General features: G+C 74.8%; 7 protein-coding genes. 3 read left to right on the plus strand and 4 right to left on the minus strand.

Annotated elements, in window-relative coordinates; translation table 11 throughout:
* Nucleotides 1-26: 26 nt before the first annotated feature.
* Together EDJALFJO_RS32550 and EDJALFJO_RS32555 are read right to left on the minus strand one after the other, a co-directional pair.
* A complete protein-coding gene (locus tag EDJALFJO_RS32550) occupies nucleotides 27-719 on the minus strand; it encodes an urea amidolyase associated protein UAAP2 (RefSeq protein WP_088290787.1) in 693 nt (230 codons plus the stop codon).
* Entirely contained in the window at nucleotides 716-1,576 is an 861-nt protein-coding gene (locus EDJALFJO_RS32555; RefSeq protein ID WP_088290788.1) for an urea amidolyase associated protein UAAP1, read from the minus strand. Before EDJALFJO_RS32555 ends, EDJALFJO_RS32550 begins: the two co-directional genes overlap by 4 nt.
* A 247-nt stretch (nucleotides 1,577-1,823) precedes the next feature.
* Between EDJALFJO_RS32555 and EDJALFJO_RS32560 the strand changes: the two genes are divergently transcribed.
* The 3 genes from EDJALFJO_RS32560 to EDJALFJO_RS32570 all read left to right on the plus strand — a co-directional run bounded on the left by EDJALFJO_RS32560 (nucleotide 1,824) and on the right by EDJALFJO_RS32570 (nucleotide 4,543).
* Nucleotides 1,824-2,528 (plus strand): TetR/AcrR family transcriptional regulator, encoded by a 705-nt coding sequence (locus EDJALFJO_RS32560; protein ID WP_088290789.1) that lies wholly within the window; start codon nucleotides 1,824-1,826, stop codon nucleotides 2,526-2,528.
* A gap of 47 nt (nucleotides 2,529-2,575) precedes the next feature.
* Nucleotides 2,576-2,950, plus strand: coding sequence for a gamma-glutamylcyclotransferase (locus EDJALFJO_RS32565; RefSeq protein WP_304441309.1), 375 nt, complete (start codon nucleotides 2,576-2,578; stop codon nucleotides 2,948-2,950).
* A 141-nt stretch (nucleotides 2,951-3,091) separates the two neighbouring features.
* Complete coding sequence (locus EDJALFJO_RS32570) at nucleotides 3,092-4,543, plus strand: hypothetical protein (RefSeq protein ID WP_088290791.1); 1,452 nt, start codon at nucleotides 3,092-3,094, stop codon at nucleotides 4,541-4,543.
* Between the two features lie 41 nt (nucleotides 4,544-4,584).
* On the opposite strand, the gene EDJALFJO_RS32575 is transcribed toward EDJALFJO_RS32570, so the two are convergent.
* Together EDJALFJO_RS32575 and EDJALFJO_RS32580 are read right to left on the minus strand one after the other, a co-directional pair.
* Entirely contained in the window at nucleotides 4,585-6,246 is a 1,662-nt protein-coding gene (locus EDJALFJO_RS32575) for an HNH endonuclease signature motif containing protein (protein WP_088290792.1), read from the minus strand.
* Between the two features lie 313 nt (nucleotides 6,247-6,559).
* Nucleotides 6,560-7,189, minus strand: coding sequence for a hypothetical protein (locus tag EDJALFJO_RS32580; RefSeq protein ID WP_143448924.1), 630 nt, complete (start codon nucleotides 7,187-7,189; stop codon nucleotides 6,560-6,562).
* Nucleotides 7,190-7,367: the final 178 nt, after the last annotated feature.

Raw genomic sequence — 7,367 nt, forward strand, 5'->3', positions numbered from 1 at the left:
CGCGGTCGACGCGGGCAGGACGCTCGTCACGGGCCCGTCTCAGCGAGCGGAGCGGTGACGACCATCCGCACCGGGGTCGGGTCGAAGCCGTTGCACGGGTTGTTGACCTGCGGGCAGTTCGAGACCAGGGCGATGGTGTCCATCTCGGCGCGCAGCACGAGGCGGCGGCCGGGGGCGGAGAGGCCGTCGACGATGCCGAGCGTGCCGTCCGGTTCGACGGGGACGTTCATGTACCAGTTGACGTTGCTCACGAGGTCGCGCTTCGTGAGCCCCCAGCGGGCCCCCTCGGCGAGGAAGTTCTCGACGCAGCCGTGCTGGTGGACGGTGTGGTGCCCGTAGCGCAGCGAGTTGGACTCCTTGCTGCAGGCGCCCCCGATGGTGTCGTGCCGCCCGACCTCGTCGGCGACGAGGGTGAGCAGCGGGCGCCCCTCGTTCGTCCGCAGGACGCTGCCGGTCGTGAGGAAGATGTTGCCCTGCGCGGCGATCGTGTCCGCCGCGCTGTAGCGCTCGGCGGTGTCCGCGGCGTTGTAGGCGAGGAAGTCGACGGCCTGGTTGCCCTCGAGGTCGACGATCGTCAGGTGCGACCCGGCGGGCAGGAGCGCCGACCACGGGGCACGGGCCGGGACGTGGTCGTCCTGCAGGACGGCGCCGGCGAGGACGGCGTCGATCTGCACAGCCGCGTGGATCTGCCTCGCCGCCTCGGGCTGCGTCGTCGTCATGCGCGGGTCCCTCCGTCGAGGCCGAGCATCGCTGCGTGCGCGGCGGAGTTGAGGAAGGCCCGCTCGCCCTCCGGGGTGGCCGACCAGAGCGCGTCGCGGGGGGTGGTCGCGGCACCGCGCCAGGCGACGACCTCGAGCGGGGTCGAGGTGTACTGCGGGCGCGGGTCGACCGGGTGCGGCACGTTCGCGACGAGGACGACGAGCGGCAGCTCGGCGCGCAGCGTGACGCTCGCCCCCGGGCCGGCCGAGCCGGTGAAGGTCAGGCCGCCGTCCGGACCGACGTCCACCCCCTGGAAGAAGGACAGCGTCGTCGGCAGGTCCCGGGGAAGGAGACCCTGCTTGGCGGCGGCGAGGACGAGCAGCTCACGGCCGGCGGGCGAGGGGCCCTGCGGGGCGCCGTCCCCGTACTTCGCGGCGTTCGACACGAGGGTCGACGTGCCGCAGAACGCGTCGTGCCGGCCGGAGGTGTCCTCGACGACCGAGGCCAGCACGCGACCCTGGTCGGACAGGAGCAGCGCACCCGCGCCGAGGTAGGCCTGCCAGGCGACCTTCGTCGTGTCGGCGACGTTGAGCCGCTCCCAGGGCTGCGTCGCGTTGTGCAGCGCCAGGTGCGCGCAGGCCGAGCCCTCGACGTCGGTGAACCGCACGTGCGTGCCGCGTGCGACGCGCAGGTGCGTGTAGTTGCCGCCGGCGACCGTCTCGGCCCACACGAGGTCCGCCGGGGTGACGCCGTCCGGCGGCGAGGGCCAGCCGGAGGCCGGGAGCACCGGCATCGTCGTGACCACGGTGCCGGCCTGGGCGCGGGCGTGGTCACGGGCGCCGTACGTCGAGGCGGTCGCCGAGCCGGTGGCGGTCATCCGTCGGTCCCTCCGAGTCCGTGCCTGCCGTCAGGTCCTGCACCTGTCGGACCCTGCCTGTCGACCGACAGGTGACATGCCTGTCGACTGACAGGACGGTAGGAAGGCTTCTCGCACCTGCGGTGTCGCCGACGTAACCGATGGGTTTCCTCGGCGCGGGCCGCACGCACGTCCGGTGGCCGGACGCCGCGGTCCGGGCCGGGCAGGGGGCAGACGAACCGGCGACCGCTGTGCCAGGATCGCCGCCATGAGCGCCCGCCCCGGCCCGGCCCCGGAACCACCGCGAGGCCGGCGTCCCGGGCGGCCCCGGGAGGGCGAGACGGGCCGGGAGGAGATCCTCGACGCCGCGGCAGAGCTGTTCTGCCAGCAGGGATACGCCGCGACGTCCACCCGCGCCGTCGCCCTCGCCGTGGGGATCAAGCAGGCCTCCCTCTACTACCACTTCCCGAGCAAGGAGGCGGTGCTCGCCGAGCTGCTCTCCGGCACGGTGACGCCGTCGATCCGGGCTGCCAAGGCGCTGGAGCGGCTCCCCGGCCGGGCGTCGGCGCGGCTGCACGCGCTCGCGACGTTCGACGTCGGGCTGTTGTGCTCCGGCCGGTGGAACCTCGCCTCGCTGTACCTGCTCCCCGAGCTCCGGCAGCCCCGGTTCGGGTCCTTCCAGGCCGACCGGGCCCGGCTGCGCGCGGCGTACGGCCGTGCGGTCGCCGCCGCGGTGGCGGAGGGGGACGCCCGCCCGGACGACGTCGACCTGGCGACCGCGCTCGTCTTCGGTCTCGTGGAGAGCGTCATCTCCGTGCGCGGGGACCGGCAGCACGGGGCGGACCTCGGCGACCTCGTCACGACCGTCCCGACCGCGTCCCTGCGCCTGCTGGGCGTCCCCGCCAACCGGCTGCCCGCCGTCCGCCGGGAGTCGGCGCGGCTCGTCGCGACGCTCGGTGCCGCCCGGGGCTGACCGACCCCACCCCTCGCCCGACCCGACAGGAGACCGCGTTGCCGCACATGTTCCTCAAGGGGACCGCCATGGCCGGCGGAGCCATGCACCACCTCCTCGGCGGCGCACCTCTCGTCGCGGCGACCCGGACGGCGGCGCGCTACCGGTTCCACGCCGTCGAGGACGCCTACCCCGGCCTCGAGGACGTCGGCCCCGGCGCGGGCGGGCAGGTCGCCGGCGAGGTCTACGACCTGACCTGGGTGCAGCTGCGGGACGTGCTGCTGCCGGCCGAGCCGGACGGGCTCGAGCTCGGGATCATCGAGCTCGAGGACGGGTCGCCGTCCCTCGCGATGGTGATCCGCCGGGCCTACGCCGGGCCGGCGACGAGCACGGACATCACCGCCCTGGGCGGCTGGCGGGCGTACCAGGAGGGGCGGGGCTGAGCCCGGCCGGGAATCACCGGCCCACGTCGCTCAGGCTCCGGGCCCTGCCTGCCGATCATGCCCGGGACCGGTCCGCCCCGCAGGTGGCCGGTCCTGAGACGGCGGACACCTGAGACGGCTGAGACCTGGAGGACGGCGCCCATGGGCAGGCCACCCGGCAGCTTCATCGTGAGCGCCGTGTTCCTCGGGCTGTTCGCGGCGCGCACGTGGGCTCCGGCACCGGGCCTCGCCCTGCTGCAGGGGCTGCTGTGCGTCGTCATGGTCCTCGGCGCCGTCGCCGTCCGCGCCGGCCGCGTCGGCGCCTGGGTCGCCCTGGCCGCCGCGGCGGTGACCGTGGTCGTCGGCGCGACGGTCTGGGCGCTGACCGGGCTGTGGGTGCCGGGCACGATCGCGGCCGTGTGGGCGACGGTGGCGGCGTCCGGAGCGGTGTCGGCGGGCAGAGCCGTGCCGACGGCCGCTCCCGGAGGAGCACCGGTGCCGGGTGGACGCCGCTCCACCGACCCGGACCCGCTCGCAGCGCCGTGGCCGCACCCCGCTCAGCGCGTGCCCGACCATCTCGCGCCACCGGTGCCAGGAGCCCTTTCCGACGGGCGGCGGTCCGTTCCTGCGTACAGCGCCGCAGCGGGCGGCCCCGGGCCGACGGGGGCCGTCCCGTCCCCCACCGTGCCGGGTCCGATGCCGGCTCCGATGCCGGCTCCTGTGCGGCCGCCGGCCCCCGCGCCGGCCCCCGCCTTCGCAGCCTCTGCCGCCGTCGGAGCGGCACCGCAGTTCGCGACCGCCGCACCGCGCGCGACGCTGTCGTCGCTGCGGACGACGTCCGTGTCCAGCCTGCAGGGCCTCGGGAGCACGGGCACGGGCATGGCCGCCGGGAGGTCCGCTCCTGACGGTCCGCCACGCTTCGGGAGCCTGCCTGCCGCGACCATGGGCCGCGGCGGCGTGCCCGCCCCGGCGGCCCCGCACTCTCCAGGTGGCCTCACCGGCGGCGACCGGGTGTGGGGCTCCCCCGCGGCTCCCGGTAGCGCTGCCCAGGTGCTCCCGGGCGCACGGGGCGGACGCCGCCGCCGCGGCCGCACCAGCGGCTCCCCTGCCACCGTTCCCGGGCAGCGTCCGCCGGGGGGCGCGCAGCAACCGGCCAGCACCGCTGCGGCCCCTGCACCAGCTCCTGCACCGGCGGCAGCAGCACCGGCGGCTGCTCAGGCCACCGCGCCGGCTCCGGAGAGCCTGGAACCGCCCGAGCGCCGCCCGGGTGACCCGCAGGTCGGCCCCGCGCTGCTGGGCCCCGCGCGGGCCCGGATCCGCGAGCTCGAAGGACCCCTGCTCACCTCGTGGCTCGCCGCTCTTGCGGCCGGCGAGCGCGGGGAGCCCGCGGCACCGCTCTCCCCGGGACAGGTGGCCGTGCTGGCCGCCGCCTGCGAGGACCCCACTGTGAGCGCGCGCCTCCTCGGCGCCGTGACCACCCCGGTAGCGCACGCCGACCGTGCCGCGCGTGCGGCCCGTGCAGCGGCCCTGCTCCACCTGGTGGCCCGGAGCACGTCCGGCACGCAGGCCCAGGCAGCGGTGCTCCGGACCTTGGACTCCGTGCACACCTCCTGACGCGCAGCACATGCCGCACCCGGGGGCGGCCCGGCAGGTGGTCAGGCGGTGCGTTTCCAGGTGTCGTCGGGCGGGACCTGGTTCCAGACCGGCGGGGTGAGGTCGATCGGGGTGAGCCCGGTCCGGTTCGGACCCAGGCCGCGGGCATCGGCGTCGTCGTCGAGCGCCAGGCGCAGCTGTTGCCCGATCCGTTGTGCGGCGGCATGCGTCTGGTGGTGCAGGTTCCGCATCGGGCGTCGTTCGGGGTCGATCCAGGACGGTGGCCGTACCCAGGGGATCCCGTCGTGGACCTGGACCACCCACACGCCGGCGTGGACCTGTTGATGATGGATCGGGCACAGGCTCACCAGGTTCGCGAGGTCGGTCAGCCCGCCGTGCTCCCACGCCTGGAGGTGGTGGGCGTCGGTGCCTTCGTGCGGGACCGGGCAGGCCGGGATGACGCAGCCGCCGTCGCGGGCGGCGAGGGCTTTGCGTTGGGCCGGGGTCGCGAGCCGGTGCGCCCGGCCTACGTCGAGCGGTGCTCCGTTGCGGTCGAGGAGGACCTTGGTCAGGGTGGCGGTGCAGGCGAGGTAGGCGAGCAGGTGGGACCCGATCGGTCCGTGCCGGTGCAGCGTCGCGAACCCCGCAGCGCGAGCGACCTGGGATGCGGCCGCGTCTACGCAGTGTGGACCGGAGAGCGTCCCTGGGACGGGCACGTCGGCATCCAGCCCGGCATCAGGACCGGCGCCCATTCCCGCAGCCGCACCGGCAGCGGTCTCGGCCCGCCTGCGGACTTGTTCGGCGGCCGCGCCTGCGGCGGCGACCTGCTCGACCGTTGCCGTCACGAGCAGATTGACCAACGGAGATGCCTCACCGGCGGTGCCGCCCTTGAGGCCTGCGCGCAGGAGTGCCATCACGGCGTCGTAGCGGCGCATCGCGACCGTCCGGTCGTCCTTGACCAGCGTGACCTGCTCGGCGCCGGTGTCATCCACAGTGAGGACCTCGCGGGCCGGCCGCGGCTTGCCCGCGGCCGAGAGCATCGCCGACAGCACCGCGGTGTCCGCCGGGGCCAGGGTCATCCGCAGGGACCCCATCCCCGTGGAGTCCTTCACCAACGACACCCCGCGGCGCAGGTGGGCGTCCTCGTCGAAGTCCTCCTCACGATCCGGGTCCAGCACCCGGACGAGCTCGTCGACGAGCCGGTGGATGCCCCGGACCGGGAACCGGCGGCACTGCTCGGCGAGGAACGCGTCGGCGATATCCATCCCGGACCGCAGCTCACCGGTGGCGTCGTCCTCGAGCAGCACGATCCGCAGGCGCTTCGGCAGCCGTGAGACCGCGCGGACGCAGGCGTCGGCGTGCTCACGGGTGATCTCACCCGCGGCCAACGCGGCACCGACCTGCGGCAACGACCCGGAATCCGCGTCCAACGCATGCGCCGCCCGGGCGTCAGCGCTCGCCCGACCCGGGTCCACGTTCAACCGCCCGGTGAGGAACGCCGCCGCGACCTTCCCCTCACTCGCCCCCGGCACCGCCTCGGGCCGCTCGTCGAGAACCTTGATCACCGCCAGCCGGGCCGCTTCCGCGGACGCCATCGCCCGCGTGAACGCCTCCACCGCGTCCCGCGCCTCACCGTCCGACAGCGACCACGCACACCGTGCAGCCTCCACTACCACCGCGGTCGCGGCGTCCATCGCGGCGATCCCCGCGAACAGGTCGTGCACTGGAGCCGCCTCACCGGACACGACGTGCCCAGACGCCGGCGAAGCACCCGGCTCGCTGCCGGGCACCTCGCCGCCTGCCTGCTCGTTGTTGCTCACAACAAGAACACTACGGACGGGGTCCGACAGTCTGACTACCCCGAGACCCGTTCCAGCGCAACAACTTTGTGTGAGTCACCATCACTCACGAACAGTCGCGAGCGAACAGCTGGGCTCCTCGCGAGAGGCGAGGGCGAGGATGAGGACGAGGACGAAGACAACAACGACCAAGCACAAGGTCCGCAGACATCACGCGCGACAACGGGCACCGCCTGGCCTACCCGTCCGACGACCTCGTCTCCACGACAAGATCCACGTCGACCACCGACGCCACCGCACCGTCGCACACCCGCTCGACGCGGCCCGTCGCGCGAACATCGCTCCCGCCCGCGGCCGCGGTAGCAGCGACGAACGTCGGGCGGAGGAACCTCTCGGCACCCGCGGCCTGCTCCACGACGACCCTGGAGCGATCCGACTGCGCGACCACGACCTGCCCAGGAATCATGAAAACACTCTGGAGCACCCACCCCGCCGGCAGCGTCACCGTCGCCCTCGTCCGGCAGGAGTCAGCCAGGCGCAAGGGCTCGTCCCAGCCGAGGAAAGCCGTCGCCGCGCCGGCGTCATCAGCAGGCACCCCGAGCGCCGTCAACTGTCCGGGATCGGTCACGAGCGTCGCCGGCCGCAGCAGCAGCCTCGCCGTCGTCACCCTCGTGTCCTGCCACAGCGCCGACACAGGCCACACGAGCAGTGCGACCCCCGCGACGACGACGGCAAGGGCCGTCGCGACCCGGCGGATCCGACGACGACCGCTCGGTTCGACGGGCTCGGCGTGAGCCACAGAGCCCGCCGCGTCGTCACCGGACCGGTGGACGGCGTCGGGTGCAGGCGACGCTGGACCCAGAGTCATGCAGCCCCCTCCTCACGGCTCGGGGCCGGTCGACCCGCGCAGCGCACGCCGCACCACGTGGACCAGCCCCCGTCACCGTAGCGATCACAGCCGCCCGCTGCCCCGCACCGGCACGACCGCCACCGGGTGCCCGACCCGGTCACCCGCCCCGGCGCCCGGCGTCCACACCGCCACCGGC

It is taken from the genome of Kineosporia sp. A_224, from assembly GCF_002198655.1.
In the GTDB taxonomy this organism is placed as follows: Bacteria; Actinomycetota; Actinomycetes; order Actinomycetales; family Kineosporiaceae; genus R-H-3.

Coding starts and splice junctions, on each gene's coding strand:
- EDJALFJO_RS32550 (WP_088290787.1), bottom strand. CDS start 719: ATGACGACGACGCAGCCCGAGGCGGCGAGGCAGATCCACGCGGCTGTG.
- EDJALFJO_RS32555 (WP_088290788.1), bottom strand. CDS start 1,576: ATGACCGCCACCGGCTCGGCGACCGCCTCGACGTACGGCGCCCGTGAC.
- EDJALFJO_RS32560 (WP_088290789.1), top strand. CDS start 1,824: ATGAGCGCCCGCCCCGGCCCGGCCCCGGAACCACCGCGAGGCCGGCGT.
- EDJALFJO_RS32565 (WP_304441309.1), top strand. CDS start 2,576: ATGTTCCTCAAGGGGACCGCCATGGCCGGCGGAGCCATGCACCACCTC.
- EDJALFJO_RS32570 (WP_088290791.1), top strand. CDS start 3,092: ATGGGCAGGCCACCCGGCAGCTTCATCGTGAGCGCCGTGTTCCTCGGG.
- EDJALFJO_RS32580 (WP_143448924.1), bottom strand. CDS start 7,189: ATGACTCTGGGTCCAGCGTCGCCTGCACCCGACGCCGTCCACCGGTCC.